17 protein-coding genes are annotated in these 17,642 nt (G+C 71.8%); 5 read left to right on the forward strand and 12 right to left on the reverse strand.

Annotation, left to right across the window (positions count from 1 at the left end; all coding sequences use genetic code 11):
* Window positions 1-25 precede the first annotated feature (25 nt).
* Together AC2YHB_RS02910 and AC2YHB_RS02915 are read right to left on the reverse strand one after the other, a co-directional pair.
* A complete protein-coding gene (locus tag AC2YHB_RS02910) occupies window positions 26-889 on the reverse strand; it encodes a glucose 1-dehydrogenase (protein ID WP_487353447.1) in 864 nt (287 codons plus the stop codon).
* 47 nt (window positions 890-936) lie between these two features.
* Window positions 937-1,602, reverse strand: coding sequence for a PAS and ANTAR domain-containing protein (locus AC2YHB_RS02915; RefSeq protein ID WP_179649662.1), 666 nt, complete (start codon window positions 1,600-1,602; stop codon window positions 937-939).
* Between the two features lie 179 nt (window positions 1,603-1,781).
* On the opposite strand from AC2YHB_RS02915, the gene AC2YHB_RS02920 reads away from it, so the two are divergent.
* Genes AC2YHB_RS02920 through AC2YHB_RS02930 form a run of 3 tightly spaced genes read left to right on the forward strand, consistent with a single transcriptional unit; the run spans window position 1,782 to window position 4,237 of the window.
* A complete protein-coding gene (locus tag AC2YHB_RS02920; protein WP_179649660.1) occupies window positions 1,782-2,819 on the forward strand; it encodes an iron-containing redox enzyme family protein in 1,038 nt (345 codons plus the stop codon).
* On the forward strand, window positions 2,816-3,031 hold the full coding sequence (locus tag AC2YHB_RS02925) for a CDGSH iron-sulfur domain-containing protein (RefSeq protein WP_036547460.1): 216 nt from the start codon (window positions 2,816-2,818) through the stop codon (window positions 3,029-3,031). Before AC2YHB_RS02920 ends, AC2YHB_RS02925 begins: the two co-directional genes overlap by 4 nt.
* A 24-nt stretch (window positions 3,032-3,055) precedes the next feature.
* Entirely contained in the window at window positions 3,056-4,237 is a 1,182-nt protein-coding gene (locus tag AC2YHB_RS02930) for a zinc-dependent alcohol dehydrogenase (protein ID WP_179649658.1), read from the forward strand.
* A 95-nt stretch (window positions 4,238-4,332) separates the two neighbouring features.
* On the opposite strand, the gene AC2YHB_RS02935 is transcribed toward AC2YHB_RS02930, so the two are convergent.
* Window positions 4,333-5,157, reverse strand: coding sequence for a sigma-70 family RNA polymerase sigma factor (locus AC2YHB_RS02935; RefSeq protein WP_051932424.1), 825 nt, complete (start codon window positions 5,155-5,157; stop codon window positions 4,333-4,335).
* A gap of 237 nt (window positions 5,158-5,394) precedes the next feature.
* Here AC2YHB_RS02935 and AC2YHB_RS02940 point away from each other — a divergent pair, with 237 nt between their 5' ends.
* Together AC2YHB_RS02940 and AC2YHB_RS02945 are read left to right on the forward strand one after the other, a co-directional pair.
* The gene (locus AC2YHB_RS02940) at window positions 5,395-5,754 is read left to right on the forward strand and encodes a hypothetical protein (protein ID WP_179649656.1); all 360 of its coding nucleotides are present in this window, start codon (window positions 5,395-5,397) and stop codon (window positions 5,752-5,754) included.
* Window positions 5,755-5,888: 134 nt separating this feature from the next.
* Window positions 5,889-6,578 carry a response regulator gene (locus AC2YHB_RS02945; RefSeq protein WP_308645583.1) on the forward strand — a complete coding sequence of 230 codons (690 nt, stop codon included), beginning with the start codon at window positions 5,889-5,891 and terminating at the stop codon, window positions 6,576-6,578.
* Window positions 6,579-6,700: 122 nt separating this feature from the next.
* On the opposite strand, the gene AC2YHB_RS02950 is transcribed toward AC2YHB_RS02945, so the two are convergent.
* The 9 genes from AC2YHB_RS02950 to flgN all read right to left on the reverse strand — a co-directional run bounded on the left by AC2YHB_RS02950 (window position 6,701) and on the right by flgN (window position 17,483).
* Window positions 6,701-9,019, reverse strand: a complete 2,319-nt coding sequence (locus AC2YHB_RS02950; RefSeq protein ID WP_308645582.1) for a methyl-accepting chemotaxis protein — start codon at window positions 9,017-9,019, stop codon at window positions 6,701-6,703.
* The gene (locus tag AC2YHB_RS02955; RefSeq protein ID WP_036547451.1) at window positions 9,016-9,492 is read right to left on the reverse strand and encodes a chemotaxis protein CheW; all 477 of its coding nucleotides are present in this window, start codon (window positions 9,490-9,492) and stop codon (window positions 9,016-9,018) included. The genes AC2YHB_RS02950 and AC2YHB_RS02955 overlap by 4 nt, the downstream gene beginning before the upstream one ends.
* Window positions 9,489-11,807 carry a chemotaxis protein CheA gene (locus tag AC2YHB_RS02960; protein WP_487353448.1) on the reverse strand — a complete coding sequence of 773 codons (2,319 nt, stop codon included), beginning with the start codon at window positions 11,805-11,807 and terminating at the stop codon, window positions 9,489-9,491. The genes AC2YHB_RS02955 and AC2YHB_RS02960 overlap by 4 nt, the downstream gene beginning before the upstream one ends.
* A 295-nt stretch (window positions 11,808-12,102) precedes the next feature.
* Window positions 12,103-13,446, reverse strand: coding sequence for an HNH endonuclease signature motif containing protein (locus tag AC2YHB_RS02965; protein WP_487353449.1), 1,344 nt, complete (start codon window positions 13,444-13,446; stop codon window positions 12,103-12,105).
* 588 nt (window positions 13,447-14,034) lie between these two features.
* Window positions 14,035-14,280, reverse strand: a complete 246-nt coding sequence (gene csrA, locus AC2YHB_RS02970) for a carbon storage regulator CsrA (protein ID WP_036547445.1) — start codon at window positions 14,278-14,280, stop codon at window positions 14,035-14,037.
* A gap of 17 nt (window positions 14,281-14,297) precedes the next feature.
* Window positions 14,298-14,687, reverse strand: a complete 390-nt coding sequence (gene fliW, locus AC2YHB_RS02975; protein WP_242530514.1) for a flagellar assembly protein FliW — start codon at window positions 14,685-14,687, stop codon at window positions 14,298-14,300.
* 23 nt (window positions 14,688-14,710) lie between these two features.
* Window positions 14,711-15,601: a flagellar hook-associated protein FlgL gene (flgL, locus tag AC2YHB_RS02980; RefSeq protein ID WP_036547440.1), complete on the reverse strand. Its 891-nt coding sequence runs from the start codon at window positions 15,599-15,601 to the stop codon at window positions 14,711-14,713.
* A complete protein-coding gene (gene flgK, locus AC2YHB_RS02985) occupies window positions 15,601-17,004 on the reverse strand; it encodes a flagellar hook-associated protein FlgK (protein WP_487353450.1) in 1,404 nt (467 codons plus the stop codon). The genes flgL and flgK overlap by 1 nt, the downstream gene beginning before the upstream one ends.
* Window positions 17,004-17,483 carry a flagellar export chaperone FlgN gene (gene flgN / locus AC2YHB_RS02990; RefSeq protein ID WP_179649648.1) on the reverse strand — a complete coding sequence of 160 codons (480 nt, stop codon included), beginning with the start codon at window positions 17,481-17,483 and terminating at the stop codon, window positions 17,004-17,006. Before flgN ends, flgK begins: the two co-directional genes overlap by 1 nt.
* Window positions 17,484-17,642: the final 159 nt, after the last annotated feature.

The raw sequence follows: 17,642 nt of genomic DNA on the forward strand, positions 1-17,642 counted from the left end.
CGAGCGGTACCCGGGCCCCGCCCGGTCAGAACACCGGCTTGCCGCCCGTGACGCCGAGCACCGTGCCGGAGACGTACGACGCCTCCGCGGGCGAGGCCAGGAAGACGAAGGCGGGTGCGACCTCGGCCGGCTGCCCGGCCCTGTCGAGCGGGGTGTCGGCGCCGAACCTCTCGACCTTCTCCGGCTCCTGGGTCGCAGGCTGCAGGGGCGTCCAGATCGGGCCCGGCGCGACGGCGTTCACCCGGATTCCGTCGGGACCGAGGGAGGCCGCGAGGTTGACCGTGAGGTTGTTGATCGCCGCCTTCGTGGCGGCGTAGTCGAGGAGGGCCGTGGACGGCTCGTACGCCTGGATCGAGGCGTTGTTGATGATGCAGCCCGGACGCTTGCGCAGGTGCGGGACGGCGGCGCGGACCAGCCACATCAGGGCGTAGAGGTTGGTCTTGAAGGTCCGGTCGATCCGGTCGTCGCTGAAGTCCTCGATCGCGTGGTCGCGGGCCATCTGGTAGCCGGCGTTGTTGACGAGGACGTCGAGACCGCCGAACTCGTCGACGGTGCGCTGCACCGCCTCGTCACACGCCTCCCGGCGGGTCAGGTCGAGCGCCATCGGTACGACGCGGCGCCCGGCCTCCTCGACGAGGGTGACCGTGGCGTCGGCGTCGGGCTGCTCCTCGGCGAGGTGGGTGAAGGCGATGTCGGCACCTTCCCGGGCGCAGGCGATCGCGACCGCGCGGCCGATGCCGGAGTCACCACCGGTCACGAGCACGACCTGGCCCTCGAGGCGACCGTTCCCGACGTACGACTGCTCGCCGTGGTCGGGCTCGGGGCGCATCTCGCCGGTCAGTCCCGGCGGCGTCTGCTGCTGGGCGGGGAACTGGATGTCGTCGGTCATGCCCGGGCGGTACCCGGGCCGATCCGCCGGATCCGGCCCGGGAGCCCCTAGGACGCCGGGGGCGTGCGGCGCGTCGTCAGGTCGTCGAGCAGGCTGTCGAGCAGCCGGCGCAGGCCGGGGTGGCTGACGTGCCCCTCGCGCGCGACCTGGATCAGCCGGTCGGCGACCTCGCGCACCTTGACGTTGCGGTTGCGCGACCACCACTTCAGCATCGCGAAGGCCGCGTCGGCGTCCAGCCCGTAGCCGAGCATCAGGATGCCCTTGGCCTGCTCGATCGTGTCGCGGGCCTTGGCGGAGGCGGCGACTGCCGCGTCGGCGGCGGCGCTGCTCTCCGCCACCATCTCCGGGGTCAGGTCGAGGTAGTAGCCGACGAGGCGGTCGGCGCCGCTGCCGATGGCCGTGCCGTCGTCGTACTCGCCCTCGCCGACGAGCACGACCCGCCGGATCTGGTCGCCGACGATGATCCGGTAGTAGATGTTGAAGGGCGCCCCGTCGACCACCGCGGCAGCCAGGGTCTCCTCGACGAGCTCGCGGTCCAGCTCGTGCTTGTGCTTCATGATCAGCTCGGTGGTCGGTTCGACCTCGCCGGGCCGGTAGCCGTGGATGGCGAAGACGTCGTCGTCCCACTCCCAGGTGCTCGTCGCGACGTGGAAGACGAACCTGCCCGTCTGGCGGTCCTGCCCCACCTCGGCGAGGGATCCGACCTGCTCCACGTGACCTCCGCTCGACGAATGCCCGCAGCACCCGGGGGCCCGTGTGCCGGCAGGCCTCCGGGGTACCACGGCGACCACGAACGTGACGCGGGCCCAGCCCCCCTTGCCTGCGGACCAATCATTCCGAACGTCACGCCGGGCCACAACACCGGCCCCACCCACTCATGAAGGAACGTGTGATGCGGCTCCCCGAACCGTGCGGCCCCCTCAGCGAGGGCGTCGTGCGCGCCCTGACCGCCGAGGCGACCGGCCCCCACCCCGTCCCCGAGCCGCGCGCCGTCGGCGACGTGGTCCTGCCCCTGGCCGACCGCGACCTCCAGCTCGCGCTGTGGATCCTCTACGAGCTCCACTACCGCGGGTACGACGGCGTCGACCCCGGCGCCGAGTGGGACCCGCTGCTCCTGGTCAGCCGCGCAGCGCTGGAGCGCGTCTTCGAGCGGGCCGTGAGGTCGCTCGCCGACGAGTCCGCTCCGGAGGACGGGCTGGGCCACGTGGGCGACCCGGCCGAGCGCGTCACCCGCGAGCTCACCCGGATGACGGTGAAGGAGGGACCGGGCGAGACCGTCCGCTTCCTCGAGCGCCGCGCCACCCGCGAGGAGTTCGTCTCCTACCTGCGCCGCCGCGCGGTCCACCACCTGCGCGAGTCCGACCCGCACAGCTTCCTGCTGCCGCGCCTCAGCGGCGCCGCGAAGGTCGGCCTCGCCGAGCTGCAGTACGACGAGTACGGCTCCGGACGCCCCGACCGGCTGCACCAGGAGCTGTTCGCCGCCGCGCTGCGCTCCCTCGACCTGTCGACCGACCTGGCGTCGTACGCCGAGGAGGCGGACGCCGCCACCCTCGCCTCGGTCAACGTGATGTCCCTCTTCGCGCTCAACCGCCGGCTGCGGGGTGCGGCCCTGGGCCACCTCGCCGCCTTCGAGGCGACCAGCTCGCTGCCCTGCGACCGGATCGCCCGGGGTGCCCGGCGCCTCGGCCTGCCCGACGAGGTGGCGGCGTACTACGAGGAGCACGTGGTGGCCGACGCCGTGCACGAACAGCTCGCGATCCGCACCATCTGCGGCGCCCTCGTCACCGACGAGCCCGAGCTGGCCGACGACGTGCTGATGGGGGCACGGGCCTGCCTGGCCCTCGACGGGATCGCGGGACAGGCGCAGCTCGACGCCTGGCTGGAGGCCAGGTCCGCGCCGCGCCAGTCCACCGGCCGGAGGGCCGGATGAGCGCGCGACGGGTCACCGTCACCGAGTGCCCGGGCGGGCCGCTGCTCATCCGCGGCGCCGACGAGGTGGTCGGCATCGACGGGACGACCGGCACGGTCGACCGGGCCGTCGTCGCGATGTGCCGGTGCGGCCGCTCCGAGCGGCTGCCCTGGTGCGACGACAGCCACCGCGCAAGGAAGCGCAGGAAGAAGAAGGAGCAGACGGACGAGTAGTCCGCGAGCCGGAGGAGGCGACGCATGAAGGCAGTGACGTGGCAGGGCAAGGGCACGATGACGGTCGAGCAGGTCCCGGACCCACGGATCAACCGCCCCGACGACGCCATCATCCGGGTGACGTCCTCGGGCCTGTGCGGGTCCGACCTGCACCTCTACGACCCGCTCGCCCCGTTCATGGAGGAGGGCGACATCGTCGGCCACGAGCCGATCGGCGTCGTCGAGGAGGTGGGCGCCGGGTTGACCTCGCTGCAGCCGGGCGACCGGGTCGTGGTCCCCTTCAACATCAGCTGCGGGACGTGCTGGATGTGCTCGCGCGGCCTGCACAGCCAGTGCGAGACCACCCAGAACGTGGAGCACGGCACGGGCGCGAGCCTGTTCGGCTACAGCAGGCTCTACGGCCAGGTGCCGGGCGCGCAGGCGGAGTACCTCCGCGTGCCCTTCGGCGACACCCTGCCGATCAAGGTCCCCGACGGTCCGCCGGACGACCGGTTCGTCTTCCTGTCCGACGTGCTGCCGACGGCCTGGCAGGCGGTCGAGTACGCCGGCCTCCAGCCCGACGACACGCTGCTCGTGCTCGGTGCCGGCCCGATCGGTGACATGTGCGCACGGATCGCGCTGCACCGCGGCCACCGGGTGATCGTGGTCGACCCGGTCCCGGAGCGCCGGGCGCGGGTGGCGGCGTACGGTGCCGAGGTGCTGGACCTCGCCGACGAGGTCCCGACGCTGGCGCAGGTCCGCGAGCTGACCCGCGGCCGCGGGGCGGACGCGGTCATCGACGCCGTGGGCATGGAGGCGCACGGCTCGCCGGTGGCGGAGTCGATGGCGAAGGTCGTCGGGATGCTCCCCGACCGGATGTCGCGGCCCCTCATGCGGTCGGCCGGCGTCGACCGGCTCGCCGCGCTCCACCTGGCCATCGACGCCGTCCGGCGCGGGGGGACGATCTCCGTCGTCGGCGTGTACGGCGGAGCGATGGACCCCATGCCGCTGATGGAGCTCTTCGACAAGCAGGTCCAGCTGCGCATGGGACAGGCCAACGTGCACCGCTGGAGCAGCGACATCCTCGAGCTGCTGATGGAGCCCGAGGACCACCTCGGCGTGGAGTCCTTCGCGACCCACCACCTCGCGCTCGACGACGCGCCGGCGGCGTACCGCGACTTCCGCGACAAGCGCGACGGCATGGTGAAGGTGCTGTTCAAGCCGTGACGACGACAGCCGTCGACGACGGCCCTCCGACCGGACGCGTCGAGCGTGTCAGGCGATCTCCGGTCGGTGGGCCGTCGTTCGGCCGGCGTGCGCGCCTAGGCTGCGCGCGTGGTGCCGAGCACGCTCCGGCGCAGATCCGTGAAGATCCGCTGCAGGAGGCGGGACACCTGCACCTGCGTGACCCCGAGCTCGTCGGCGATCTGCTGCTGCGTCATCTGCTCGTAGAAGCGCATCTGCAGGATCCAGCGGTCCCGCGGCTTGAGCTTGCGGCAGGCAGGACCGAGCAGGACGACGGCTTCGCTGTGGTCGAAGCCCGGCTCGACGGTGGGCAGCAGCTCGGCGAGGCTGCTGCCGGTCTCGGACACCGGCTCGTCGAGCGAGGACGCGTGCGCGAGGTCGCCGCAGGCCATGGCCTCCTCGACCTCGTCCACCGGGGCGTCGACGGCCTCGGCGAGCTCCTCGAGCGACGGCGGCCGACCCAGCTCCTGGGTGAGTTCGGCCTCCATGGCGGTGATCCGGGGCCGGATCTCCTGGACCCGGCGCGGGGGCCGCACCACCCAGCTCGCCGAGCGGAAGTGCCGCTTCAGCTCACCGAGGATGGTGGGGACGGCGAAGACCAGCAGGTCGTCGCCGAGCTCCGGGTCGAAGGACTGCACGGCCCGGGTCAGGGCGAGGCAGGCGACCTGCTCGAGCTCGTCCTGGCTCTGGCCCCGGTTGCGGTAGCGCGCGGCGAGCGTGCGGGCGACCGGGATGTTGATCACGATGACCTGCTCGAGGAGCGCCTCGCGCTCCGCGCCGCTGGTCTCGCGGGCCTGGGCGAGCAGCTCCGCGGTGCGGGCCTTCCGCTCGTCCGAAGGCAGTGCCGGCTCCGGATGGGCCGACGGGATGGTGGGTACCTCAACTTCAAGGGCGATGGACATGGACTACTCCCGATGGTCGGAAGCGGTGTGGCGGTGGGCTTGGCCACATGTCGCGCATCTGCAGCGCCGATACCCAACCTAGCGCGAATCCATACGTATGACCACCCGTATGAATCAGGATGAATAGTCCGAAAGGACTAGTTGCGAGAGGACGGCACCGGGCATAACACCACGGTCGGACCACGGTTGATCACTGTGTCCGGCACCGAGCCGGACGTCGACCGCACGGAGGATCCGATGGAGCAGATCGTGGTGGCGCTCAGCCCGTTCACGCGGCGCAGCCGCTCGCTCGGCGTCAGCCACCGCGACCACTACCTGTCCCGTGGCCTGGAGCCCGGCGAGCACGTCCTGGTCCACGACCCGCTGGCCGACGAGCACTTCCGAGCGGTCGTCGCCGACGTCGAGTTCGAGCTCGACGACACGACGTACCGGCTCGAGATCGGTGGCCGGATCACCGCCGACGAGGCGGACGAGTGGCTCTCCCCTCCGGCCGGCGACGGACACCTGACGACCGTCGAGATCGTCGCCCTCCTCGAGGAGCTGCGGCGCAGCGAGCGCGACGTCCACGCGGCCCTCGCCGACCTCCGCGCCCGCTGAGCGGGCCTGCGCGAGGGAACTCTCCCCCGTTCGGTCCCGGGCCACTGGCCCGTTCGGGCCATGCCGCAAAGACCTCCGGCCCTACCTGCCGGTATCGGTGGTTTTCCACTCAGGTTGGCCCCGAGAATCGTCACGTGACTGAGCAGACCCCGATCCGCGTATACCTCGTCGACGACCACGAAGTGGTGCGTCGCGGCGTCGCGAGCCTCCTCGAGACCGACGACACCATCGAGGTCGTCGGACAGTCGGGCAGCGCGACCGTCGCCCTGCGCGAGATCCTCGAGCTGCGGCCCGACGTCGCGATCCTCGACGCCCACCTCGCCGACGGCACCGGCGTCGACATCTGCCGCGAGATGCGGTCCGTCGACCCCGACATCAAGGGCCTCATCCTGACGACGTACGACGACCCGGACGCCATCTCGGCGGCGATCCTCGCGGGTGCCTCGGGCTACGTGCTCAAGCGCATCGAGGGGAACTCGCTGCTCAGCGGCATCAAGCTGGTCGCCGGCGGCCACTCGCTCATCGACCCGACCGTCGCGAGCCGCGTGGTCGAGCAGATGGAGATGCAGCGGCGCTCGCTCGACGTCATCTGCGAGCTCACCCCGCAGCAGCGCAAGATCTTCTTCCTCATCGCCGAGGGCATGACGAACCGGCAGATCGCCGAGGAGCTCTACCTCGCCGAGAAGACGATCAAGAACCACGTCACCGGGCTGCTCGCGCGGCTCGGGCTCCAGCACCGCACCCAGGCCGCCCTGCTCGCCGTACGGCTGCGCAGCGGCGAGGGCACCAGCGCTCCGCCCATGGCCGAGCGCCGCGTGGGCTGACGAGCTCCCTCCGGGAAGCTCCCTCCGGCCGGGCCGCACCGGGGACGTGGCCCGTACGACAGAAGACCCCCGCCAGGCTCACCTGGCGGGGGTCTTCGCGTTCCCTGGGAGGGTCTGTGGCCCTAGAGGCTGAACCGTCCGACCAGGTCCCGCAGCTGGCCGGCCATGCCGGTGAGCTCGGTGGCCGAGGTCAGCGTGTTCTCCGCCCCCTCGCGGGTGTCGGCGGCAGCCGTGGCGACCTGGGTCACGTCCTCAGCGATGCCGTTGGCACCGGCCGCCGCCTCGGTGACGGAGCGGGCGATCTCGTTGGTCGTCGCGGTCTGCTCCTCGACGGCCGAGGCGATCGTCGACTGGATGTCGTTGATCTTCGCGATCACGTCGGCGATGCGGCTGATCGCGGAGACGGCACCCTGGGTGTCGCTCTGGATGGCCTCGATCTTCTGGCCGATCTCCTCGGTCGCCTTGGCGGTCTCCTTGGCGAGCTCCTTGACCTCGTTGGCGACGACCGCGAAGCCCTTGCCGGCGTCACCGGCGCGGGCGGCCTCGATGGTCGCGTTGAGGGCGAGCAGGTTGGTCTGCTGCGCGATCGAGGTGATCACCTTGATGACCTGGCCGATCTCGGCGCTGGACTCGCCCAGCGACGCGACGGTGCCCTGCGCCTCGGAGGCGACGGTCACGGCGTCGGTGGCGACGGTGGCCGCCTCGGTGGCGTTCTTGGCGATCTCGCGGATCGACGCGGTCATCTCCTCCGCCGCCGTGGCGACGGTCTGGATGGACGCCGACACCTGCACCGACGCGCTCGACGCCGACGCCGCACGGTCGGACGTCATCGAGGCGCCCTCGCCCATGCCCTCGGCCAGCGACGTGAGCTGGCCGGCGGCGGCGGCGAGCGACTCCGCCGTACCGCCGATGTCGCCCATGCTGGTGCGCAGGGTGGTGAGCAGCGTGCGCAGGCCCTCGGCCACGCGGCCGACGGCGTCGTCGCCCTCGATGTCGAGCTCGCGGGTCAGGTCGCCGGCCGCCGCGGCCGAGACCACGTCGAGGATCTGCTCGACCTTGCCGGCGAGGACCGCGGCGGCCTCGCGCTCGGCGGTCTCGCGGTTGATCCGCGCGATCGCCTGGGACACCAGGCGGCCGATGTTGCGCAGTGCCTCGAGCCGCTGGGGGCTCGGCTGCAGGGTCTCGGTCGCGAAGAAGTCCATCGTCGCGACGACCTCGCCCTCGACGATGACCGGGAAGCAGACACCGGACTTCACGCCGACCTGCTGGGCCACGGGCGCCCGCACGCAGTCGGTCATCTCACCGATGTCGGGGGTGAAGTAGAGGTCGCGCTGCGCCCAGGCCCGGCCGGACAGGCCGACACCCTCGGCGAAGGACGCCTGGAGCGTGACCCGACGGAACTCGGGGCCGGCGTCGCCGGACTCGCGGTCGAACTTCAGCGTCCGGTCGGCCGGGTCGACCTTCCAGAACGAGCCGTAGGCCCAGCCGAACTCCGTGCGGACCGTGTCGAGGGCGCTCTGCACCGCCTGCTCGACGTCCGTCGCGGACCCGAGGGTGGCGAGGATCTTGTTGACGGCCGTGGTGTCCGCCTCCGCCTCGGCCCGCTCGCGCTCGGCACGGAGCCGGTCGGTGATGACCTCCCAAGTGGCCATCGCGCCGATGTACTCGCCCTTGGCGTCGGTGATCGCGCTGACGAGCAGGTCGAGCGTCTCGTCGCCGACCTTGATGTCGGCGCGACGGGGCAGGTGCTCGGCCGTCTCGAGGATCCCGCGCTGGTAGGCGGGGTTCTTGTGGAAGATGTCGAGGCTCGAGCCCACCACCTGGTCGGCGGTGACCGGCAGCGCGCCCTCGAGCCCGCGCAGGGTGTTGAGCGAGGCCGGGTTCATGTAGCGGATGACGAAGTCGCGGTCCGCGAACATCATGTTCGTGGGGCTGTTCTCCATCATCGAGGTCACCCGGGCGACCTCCTCCTCCATCCGCACCTTCTCGGTGATGACCTCCCAGGTGGCCATCGCGCCGACGTACTCGCCGGCGGCGTCGCGGATCGGCGAGACCAGGAGGTCGAGGACCTCGGGACCGACCTTGATGTTGGCGCGACGCGGCAGGTTGCCGGCGTCGGAGAGGATGCCGCGCTGGTAGCTCGGGGTCTTGTGGAAGATGTCGAGGCTGGACCCGACGATGTCGTCGGCCTTGACCGGCAGGTGCTCCTCCAGCTTGCGGAGGGTCTCGAGCGACGCCGGGTTCATGTAGCGGATGACGAACTCGCGGTCCGCGAACATCATGTTCGTCGGACTGTTCTCCATCATCGACAGGGCGAACGCCGAGGCGTCGGTGCCGCCGACCTGCTGGTCGGGGACGGGGATCGCGGTGCGGGCCTTGGTGGCGCGGGTCGACTTGGCGGGACCGGTGCCGTTCACCGGCACGTCCAGGGTCTCGGTCACGGGTTTCCTCCGGTGGTGTCGGGCGTGGTCGCAACGTCGACCGCGCGGTCTGCGTCGAGGACGAGCAGGATGGTGTCGGGCAGCGGGCGCACCCCGCGGACGACGTCCTGCACCTCCTTGGGCATGTTCGAGGGGGCCGGCTGGGCGTCCACGCCGGCGGTGTCGATCACGTCCCCGATGTCGTCGACGAGGAGGCTGACCACCTCGCCACGGCTGCGGACGATCACGTTCATGGGGACCTCACCGGCGGCACGCGCCGGCAGGCCGAGCCGGACCCGGAGGTCGACGGCGGTGACGATCTGGCCGCGCAGGTTGATCAGGCCGGTGACGGCCTCGTCCGCACGCGGGACGGGCGTCATCGGCTGCAGGCGCAGCACCTCCTGCACCTCGTCGACCGCGACGCCGAAGAAGAGGCCGGAGACCCAGAAGGTGCAGTACTGCTCGGCGGTCCGGGCGGTGGCGGTGATCGTCATGCGGGGACTCCTGACCGGGCGACGACGGCCTCCAGGTCGACCAGGTCGGTGACCCGGTCCTGCACGACGGCGCTGCCCGTGACGCCCGTACGGCGTCCGACCTCGCTCGCGCTGACCGCGACCTCGACCACGTCGAGCACCCGGTCGATGACGATGCCGACCGCTCCCCCGGCGCCGTTGCCGCCGCCGGTCTCGTGCACGACGACGCTCACCTGGTCGCTGCGGTCGCTCGTGTCGGGCAGGCCGATCGCCGTCGCGAGCCGCACCAGCGGGAGGATCCCGTCGCGGTACTGCACCACCTCGGCCGTCCCGCTCCGCTCGATCCGCTCCCGCTCGAACTCCTCGAGCCGAGCGACCGCCGCGAGCGGGAGGGCTGCGCGGCGGCCGTCGGCGACCTCGAGCACCAGCAGTGCGGTGCGGTCGTCGGCGACGCCGGTGCGGAGGTCGACCGCCTCCGCCTGCGTCGCTCCGACGCCGGACGTGGCGGCGATGCCGGCCACGTCCAGGATGAGGGCGACACGGCCGTCGCCCATGATGGTGGCGCCTGCGTACATCGCCAGCCCCTTGAGCTGGCGGCCGATCGGCTTGACGACGATCTCCTGGGTGTCGTGGACCGTCGAGACGCACAGGCCGAAGCGCACGTCGTCGGACTGGAGCACGACCACGGTGATCGCCTCGCCGCTGGGCGCGGGCTCGCCGCTCAGCACGCCGGCGAGCGACACGAGCGGCAGCAGCTTGCCGCGCAGCCGCAGCACCGGGGCGCCGGCGAGGTCCTCGACGTCGCGCTGCAGGTCGTCGCCCTCGATCCGGACCAGCTCGACCAGGTTGGCCTGCGGGATGGCGTAGCGCTCGCTGCCCTCGCCGACGACGAGCGCCGGGATGATGGCCAGCGTGAGCGGGATCCGGACCCGCGTCGTCGTACCCCTGCCGGGCTCGGAGCTGACGTCGACGCTGCCGCCGATCCGCTCGATGTTCGTCCGTACGACGTCCATCCCGACGCCGCGGCCGGAGATGTTGGAGACCGCGGCCGCCGTGGAGAAGCCGGGGCGGAAGATCAGGCCGAGCACCTCGCGGCCGTCCATCCGGGAGAGCTGGTCACGGGTGACGACGCCACGCTCCAGCGCGACGGCCGCGATCCGCTCGGGGTCGATGCCCTTGCCGTCGTCGGCGATCTCGACGACCACCTGGCCGGACTCGTGGTAGGCCCGCAGGCTCAGCGTGCCCTTGGTGGGCTTGCCGGCCGCGGCGCGTACGTCGGGCGGCTCGATGCCGTGGTCGAGGGAGTTGCGCACCAGGTGCGTCAGCGGGTCCTTGACGGCCTCGAGGAGGCTGCGGTCGAGCTCGGTCTCGTGACCCTCCATCACCAGCTCGACCTCGCGGCCCAGCTGGTGGGACAGGTCGCGGACGACGCGCGGCATCTTCGACCAGACCTGGCCGATCGGCTGCATGCGGGTCTTCATCACCGACTCCTGCAGCTCGCTCGCCACCAGGTCGAGCCGCTGGCTCGCGCGCACCAGCTCGAGGTCGTCGGAGGCGAGGCTGCGCTGGATCAGCTGGTTGCGGGTCAGCACCAGCTCGCCGACCAGGTCGACCAGGTCGTCGAGGAGGTCGACGTCGACGCGGACCGACGACTCCACGCGGGTCCGGCGCTCGACGCCGTCCCACGGCTCGGCGGGGTCGGACGCGCGGCGCTCGACGCCGTCCCACTCGGGCTCGGCGGGCGCCGCGGCTTCCGGCTCGGGGGCCAGCTCGGGGGCGGGCTCGGGGCTCGGCTGCGGGGTCGGCTCGAGGGCGAGCTCGGGCTCGGGCGCCGGCTCGGGGGCCGGCGGTGCCGCGAAGGAGTCCGCCGGGGACACGACCGGCTCCTCCGCGGCTCCGCCGGCCTCGGACGCCACGAGCGTCCCGGTGCTGGGCTCGGGCTCGCGCCCGGCCAGCAGGTCTTCGATGACGGCGACGACCGGCGCGACGTCGACCGCGGGGTCGGTGTCGCTGCTGGTCCGCTCGATCACGTCGAGCAGCGCGCGGACGGTGTCGACCATCGACAGCAGCGCCTCGGCGATCACCGGGGTCATCACCGCCTCACCGTCACGAAGGCGCGACAGGAGGGTCTCGCCGACGTGCGTCAGCTGCTCGAGACGATTGAAGGCGAGGAAGCCACTGGTGCCCTTGATCGTGTGGATCGTGCGGAAGATGCTCGACAGCCGCTCCCGTGAGTCCGGCTGCTGCTCCAGCTCGACCAGGTCACGGTCGAGCTGGTCGAGGTTCTCGTGGGACTCCACGAGGAACTCCGCGATGATCTCTGCGTCGTCGTCCATTGGCCCTCCCTTCCGCGCTGTCCATCGGCGCGGGCCGCAGGCGGATGAGGGGCGATCGTGGAGTCGGGACCGGGGTCCCGGGTGGTGGATCCGTTCGGGGACGTCGAGACGCGGGCCCTGGTGGTGGATGGGTTGCCATGGGCCCCGGAGATGGAGAACCGACCACGCCTCTGCGTCGTCGACGGGCGAGGTGATCCGGCGAGTCCTCGCGGCCGAGGCCGGGAGGAAGTCCGGCTGAGTCTGTCCCGGACGCGCCTGTGGCCCCGCCGGTGGGGCGGGGTGTGGGGCTTGATGGTCAGTAGCCGTCGAGGATCGTGGTGCCGGCGGGGCCGACGTGGAACATGTGGCCGTGGGGGCTGGTCCACAGGTAGTGGCCCGGCGCGACCACCAGGTAGCGCCAGGTGGAGTGGGTCTTGGCGCGGTGGTGCCGTCGGCAGAGTGGGACCAGGTTGCAGGGACACGTCTTGCCGCCCTCGCCGTGGGGCTTGGCGTGGTCGAGGTCGCAGCGGACCGCTTGTTGGGGGCAGTTGGGGAACCGGCACGTGTGGTCGCGGAGGCGGACTCGTCGTTGGTGGCGGTCGGGGATCTCGTAGGAGTCGACCGGAACGCAGTCGGCCAGGTTGATCACCGGTCGCACGATGACGGTCGTGCCCGGGACCTGGAGCCATTCCTTCACCTGCGTCACCTGGACGGGTGACCGGGTCTCCTCACACCGCCCGACGTTGTTGCCGCTGGTGGTCGAGGAGGTCGCGCAGCGACCGTCACGAGACCCCTGTGCCTGTGCTGCCAGGGCGGTGTCGGTGATGTGGACGTTCAACTCCACCCGACGCCCGGGTGACTCGGCGAGGACCTCGCCGGTGGTCTCGTCCGCGATCAGCAGGTCGAGGGCGAGGTCACGGCGGGCGATCGCACCCACGGCCTTCGCCCGCCGGACGTCGAGGGAGTCGGTGTCGCCGAGCTGGCCTCGCAGTGCTGCTTCGCGGGCGACGGCTTGGTTGAAGTCGTGGCCGTCGGCCGCATCGAGGTAGGCGTCGAGGTGCACGTTGCCGTGCTCATCGGTGTCGGTGATGTTGCAGTGACGGTGCTCGTTCGCGGCTTGGCGTTCGGCCTCGGCACGTTCGGGGTCGAACCGCAGGATCGCCTCGGTCACAAGACGTTCGAGCTGCGCCCACCCGACGCCGCCGACGGCGGCGTTGAGGTGCCGGTCCACGAACTCCGCTGCCTCTGCCGGCAACGACCTGGTCAGGTCGGCGATGCGATGGGCCCGCCACGGCGCAACCCGGCCGTCGAGGACGGCGGCGTAGAGCAGCGGGAGGCGCCAGGCGCACTCGATGACCTGACCGACATACGACCGGCCACCGTCCGGCGAGCGGCCGAGCACGGCGATGAGCTCCATCAGCTGGAACTCCGACACGAGCGGTGCGCCGGGGCCGGCGATCGGGACACCGGTGTCGAGGTAGCCCTCGGTCAACGTCGCGGCGCCTTCGACGGTGTCGACGATGTTGGCGCCGGCCCAGGCGACGATGTTCATCCACTCCCGGATCAGGAGGTGGTCACGGACCTCGGCGTCGTCAGCGATCCACGACAGCAACGAGGCCGTCGAGACCGCTGTCGCGGTGCCGCTGGTTCCGAGATCCATGACTGGATTCTCCCATCGACCTCCGACACAACGAAGCGACGGAAACCCGCCTGTGGACAGGGGAAACTCCATCCCGGGCATGTGCAGAACAAGTGGCGCAACGAGTGATCACGGGGACGCCGGACCGTACCCGACCGCCGGAACCCAGCCCCGCACCCAGCCTCCTCGTCGCTGCCGCTTGAAAATCGGACCACGCACCCAACCGAAGGGCACAGCGGGTGCACCGGAGCCAGGGGTCTCGTGACGGTCGCTGCGCGACCTCCTCGACCACCGGACGGGCCGCACCCGACCGCCGGAACCCAGCCCCGTACCCAGCCTCCTCGTCGCTGCGTTTGAAGACCCGACCACCCACCCGACCGAAGGGCACAACGGGTGCACCGGAGCCAGGGGTCTCGTGACGGTCGCTGCGCGACCTCCTCGACCACCGGACGGGCCGCACCCGACCGCCGAACCCAGCCCCGCACCCACGCCGCTCGTCGCTGCGCTTGAAGACCCGACCACCTACCGAACCGAAGGGCACAGCGGGTGCACCGGAGCCAGAGGTCTCGTGACGGTCGCTGCGCGACCTCCTCGACCAGCGGGGGGTGGCTACTGGCGGGAGCGGAGGGCCTCGGTGAGGGAGGCGACGGCGTCGGCGGGGGGCGAGGCCGCCTCGGCGTTGGCGTCGGCGAGCTCGGCGAGGAGCTCGGCGCGGTGGACGGCGACCGAGCGGGGTGCGTCGATGCCGATCCGGACGACGTCGCCGCGGACCTCGAGCACGGTGACGGTCACGGCGTCGGGCGTGCCCTCACCGATGACGACGCTTTCGCCGACGCGACGGGAGAGAACCAGCACGGATAGAGGCTATCGGGTCAGGCGACGAGCGGGGCGGCAAGCGGCAGGTCCGCGTCCTCGAGGATCACCTGGCTGGCGCGGCGGGTGGCCGGGTTGACCACGAGCGGGGCGCGCAGGTTGACCGTCGTGTCGGCGAGCGACGCGCCGGCCCGGACGACGAGGAGGACCAGGACGTCGCTCGCGTCCTCCGGTGCGATGCCGAGCTCGGTCACGACCTCGTCGCCGATCTCGGGCGTGTAGTCGGGGAAGAACGGCGCCGGCGGTACGACGACGAACTGCAGGTCGTCGCTGTCCAGGGATCGGAAGCCGTGCAGCACGCCGTCGTCGTCCAGGCGCACCAGCGCGAAGCGGGCGTCGTCGGGGAAGCCGGGCATGGGGTGCGCGAGCTCGATGACGGGGATGTCCATGCGGGTCATTGTGGCAAGTCCCCTCAGCGCAGGAAGTCGAGGAGGCTCGGCTGCATGACACGGGAGGTGGCGCCGAGGGCGGCCTGGTAGGCGACCTCCTGCAGCTTGAGCTCGACGGTGGTCTCGGCGAGGTCCGCGTTCTCGATCGTGCTCAGCTGGTTCTTCAGCGAGATCCCGGCGTCGGAGGCGATCTGGTCGGCCTGCTCCAGCCGCTGGAAGCGGGTGCCGGCGGCGGTCCGGGCGCTGGTCACGGTGTCGATGCGGGAGTTGAGCGTGTTGATCGAGGCACTGATTCCCGCCTTGTCGCCGGCACGCAACGCCGTCGCCAGCGCGTCCAGCTCGGCGAACACCGACGTCGCGCCGTCGCCGAAGACCGTCGGCCCGTCGACGTCGACCTTGACCACCACCCCGTCGGCGATGCGCCGGTTGACGTCGCCGAGCGTGCCGACGTAGTTGCCCGCGGCGTCGTACGCCGCTGTCCCGGCGGTGACGCCGCCGAACACCGGGCTGTCGAGGTACTTCGTGTTCGCCCGGGAGACCAGCTCGTCGCGGATCCCCTCGACCTCGACGGCCAGCGCCTCGCGCGCGACCGGCCCGGACGCCGACGCGTTCGCGCCCTGCAGCGCGAGGTCGCGGGCCCGCTTGACCGTGGTGGTCACGGAGTCGAGCGCGGAGTCGACCTGGGTCAGCCAGCCGAGGCCGTCCTGGGCGTTGCGGGAGTACTGCGCCTGGTCGGCCAGCGAGCTGCGCAGCCGCATCGACGCGGTGGTCCCGGTGGGGTTGTCGGAGGGCCGGTTGATGATGCGGCCGGTGGAGAGCTGCTCCTGGACCTTCGCCAGCCGGCCGAGGCCGCGCTGCAGGTTGTCGAGCGAGCCCTCGGTCAGCATCCGCTGGGTGACGCGTCCGATGCTCATCAGCGACCCACCAGCCCGGTCCGGTTGATCAGGGTGTCGAGGACCTCGTCCAGCGTGGTCAGCAGCCGCGCGGCCGCCTCGTAGGACCGCTGTGCGGTCATCATGTTCACCGTCTCCTCGTCGAGGTTCACGCCGGCCTGCTGCTCCCACGTGTCGTCGAGCGACCCGGTGAGCGCCGTCTGGTTGGCGGTCTGCCGCTGGAGCGAGGCGACCGCGGTGCCGAAGCCGTTGACCAGGCGCTGGTAGGCGTCGGCGGCGTCGCCGGCCCGGCTCAGCGCGTCGGCGTTGACGCCGTCGCGCCCTGCCCCGGTCACCGACGACGCGGCGACGAGGGCCGGGTCGGTGATCGCGACCTGCAGGCTGGCCGCGCCGACGAGCGGGTCGTAGGAGAAGAACGTCCCGCCCGCGGCGCCGGCGGCGTCGTACCCGAGCGCGTGCTGGGTGTTGACGGCCGCGGCGAGGTCGGCGGCGATCGCGTCCAGCCCTGCCCGGTACGACGGCAGGGTGGTCGTGAGCACCTGGGTGATCCCGCCCAGCTCGCCGCCGGGACCGGCCGCGCCGGTCGGGAGCACCGTGCTCCCCCAGCTCGCGTCGATCCGGAAGGTGATCGGCGCCCCGTCCGCGTCGCCGGCCGGCGTCACGCCGGAGGCGACCACGAAGCTGCCCGCCTCCTTGCCGGTGACGAGGGCCTCGCCGCCGACGGTGACGTCGAACTGGCCGTCCGCGCGGACGGTCGTGACCGCGCCGGCGAGCTCGGCCAGCCGCAGCGCGAGCTGGTCGCGCTGGTCGCGCAGGGTGCCCGCGTCGGTGCCGTTCTGCTCGGTGACGAGGATGTTGTGGTTGAGCTCGGCGATGCCGGCGGCCGCGGTGTTGACCTCGTCGACGACGTTGTTGAGGTGGACCCGCTGGTCGGCCTCCTCGCCGGCGACGTTGGCGACCTGGATCCGCAGCGCCTGCGCGAGCGTCTCGGCGCTGCCGAGCACCTGCTGCCGCGCGGCGTCGCCGCCGGGGTTGGTCGAGAGGTCCTGCCAGGCGTTGCGGAAGTCGAGGATGGCGGCGTACACGCCGTTGTCGCCGGGCTCGCCGATGCCCTCCTCGACGCGCGCGAGGATCGTCTGCTGCGTCTCGAGGTAGGACAGTGAGCCGTGCTCGCGGCGCACGCGGATGTCGAGCAGCGGGTCGACCATGCGGCGGACCTCGCCGACGCCGACGGTGCCGCCGAAGTTGTCGGAGCGCGACCACATCGCGGGGACGTTGGTGCTGATGCTCTCGCCGACCACGCGACGGCGGACGTAGCCGTCGGTGCTGGCGTTGGAGATGTTGCTGCCGGCGACGTCGAGGGCGACCTGCTGGAAGCGCAGCGCCGCGCTCGCGGAGGTGATCGCGCCGAAGGAGCCCGCCATCACAGGCTCCGGTCGACGAGCCGGGTGGCGGCCGGGGTCAGCACGGCGTCGCCCGACGGGGTGTAGCTCGCGGTCGTCGTACCCCCCAGGGCGAGCAGGGTCTCGCGGGCCGAGCGGTAGCCGGCCGTGATCAGGCCCTTGGCGTCCTCGGAGGTCTCGGCGATCTCACGGGCCAGGGCGACCATCGCGTCGCGGTGGTCGCGCAGGATGCCGGCCCACGGGTCGGGGGCGGCCTCGGACAGCGCGCCGAGCGACGGGTTGGGCGTCAGCCCGAGGGCCTCGGCGGCCTCGTCGGCGGCGGTCGCCCGCAGCACCTCGGTGGCGCGGAGGTCCTCCAGGACCTCCTCGATCTCCCGCGTGACGTTGACCAGCCAGCGGGTCTTGCCGGAGGCGAGCACCATCCGCTCGACCTCGAGCTTGTAGGCGAGTGTCTCGAGCAGCTCGCGCTCACGCCACAGGATCTGCGACAGCCTGTCCATCGATCGTCCGGCCTCTCTGCTCCGCCCCCGAGATGCGGGGTGTCTGTAGCACCCCCATCGATCACGACGGAAGCGACCTGAGCAGTTTCGGCCGGATGTCCCTGCACCCCCACCCCACAAGGAACCACACGGTTCCGGGACCTCGGTCCCGTATTGCCC

The organism is Nocardioides sp. SRI_004 (assembly GCF_057586415.1).

What these genes read in the sequence shown, in the direction of transcription:
- AC2YHB_RS02910 (WP_487353447.1), bottom strand. Translation starts at nt 889, where the DNA reads ATGACCGACGACATCCAGTTCCCCGCCCAGCAGCAGACGCCGCCGGGA.
- AC2YHB_RS02920 (WP_179649660.1), top strand. Translation starts at nt 1,782, where the DNA reads ATGCGGCTCCCCGAACCGTGCGGCCCCCTCAGCGAGGGCGTCGTGCGC.
- AC2YHB_RS02925 (WP_036547460.1), top strand. Translation starts at nt 2,816, where the DNA reads ATGAGCGCGCGACGGGTCACCGTCACCGAGTGCCCGGGCGGGCCGCTG.
- AC2YHB_RS02930 (WP_179649658.1), top strand. Translation starts at nt 3,056, where the DNA reads ATGAAGGCAGTGACGTGGCAGGGCAAGGGCACGATGACGGTCGAGCAG.
- AC2YHB_RS02935 (WP_051932424.1), bottom strand. Translation starts at nt 5,157, where the DNA reads ATGTCCATCGCCCTTGAAGTTGAGGTACCCACCATCCCGTCGGCCCAT.
- AC2YHB_RS02940 (WP_179649656.1), top strand. Translation starts at nt 5,395, where the DNA reads ATGGAGCAGATCGTGGTGGCGCTCAGCCCGTTCACGCGGCGCAGCCGC.
- AC2YHB_RS02955 (WP_036547451.1), bottom strand. Translation starts at nt 9,492, where the DNA reads ATGACGATCACCGCCACCGCCCGGACCGCCGAGCAGTACTGCACCTTC.
- AC2YHB_RS02960 (WP_487353448.1), bottom strand. Translation starts at nt 11,807, where the DNA reads ATGGACGACGACGCAGAGATCATCGCGGAGTTCCTCGTGGAGTCCCAC.
- AC2YHB_RS02965 (WP_487353449.1), bottom strand. Translation starts at nt 13,446, where the DNA reads ATGGATCTCGGAACCAGCGGCACCGCGACAGCGGTCTCGACGGCCTCG.
- fliW (WP_242530514.1), bottom strand. Translation starts at nt 14,687, where the DNA reads ATGGACATCCCCGTCATCGAGCTCGCGCACCCCATGCCCGGCTTCCCC.
- flgL (WP_036547440.1), bottom strand. Translation starts at nt 15,601, where the DNA reads ATGAGCATCGGACGCGTCACCCAGCGGATGCTGACCGAGGGCTCGCTC.
- flgK (WP_487353450.1), bottom strand. Translation starts at nt 17,004, where the DNA reads ATGGCGGGCTCCTTCGGCGCGATCACCTCCGCGAGCGCGGCGCTGCGC.
- flgN (WP_179649648.1), bottom strand. Translation starts at nt 17,483, where the DNA reads ATGGACAGGCTGTCGCAGATCCTGTGGCGTGAGCGCGAGCTGCTCGAG.